General features: G+C 33.4%; 1 protein-coding gene. It reads left to right on the top strand.

Annotated elements, in window-relative coordinates:
- Positions 1 to 13 precede the first annotated feature (13 nt).
- Positions 14 to 314 (top strand): hypothetical protein (locus H5164_RS19960; protein ID WP_220492764.1); only part of this gene is annotated, 301 nt, incomplete at its 3' end.

Here is a 314-nt window from a genome sequence, read left to right as displayed (position 1 = left end):
GTTATGTTGCACGATGAAAATTAAACAGATTGCCATTGCCACAATTTTGCATTTTATAACTCTCGTTATTTTCGGGTTTCTGAGTTTAGGTGCAACTATGGGGCTTGGATTTAAAGATGAGTTAACACTCTTCGATGAGATTTATAAGTTTGTTTCATTAAATGGTATGAAAATCCTCTCTGGCTATGCGTGGGTCTTGTTTCAATATTTTAATGATTTACATATTGTACTTCAGTCGTTAGTTCTATTTTTAAACAGTTTAACTCAAGGTGTTTTGTTCCTTTTCCTGTATGGTAAGTGGTCAACTAGAAAAG

This window comes from Shewanella sp. SG41-3 (genome assembly GCF_014164545.1).
Lineage (GTDB): Bacteria > Pseudomonadota > Gammaproteobacteria > Enterobacterales > Shewanellaceae > Shewanella > Shewanella vesiculosa.
This window is presented reverse-complemented; position numbering and strand designations above follow the sequence as displayed.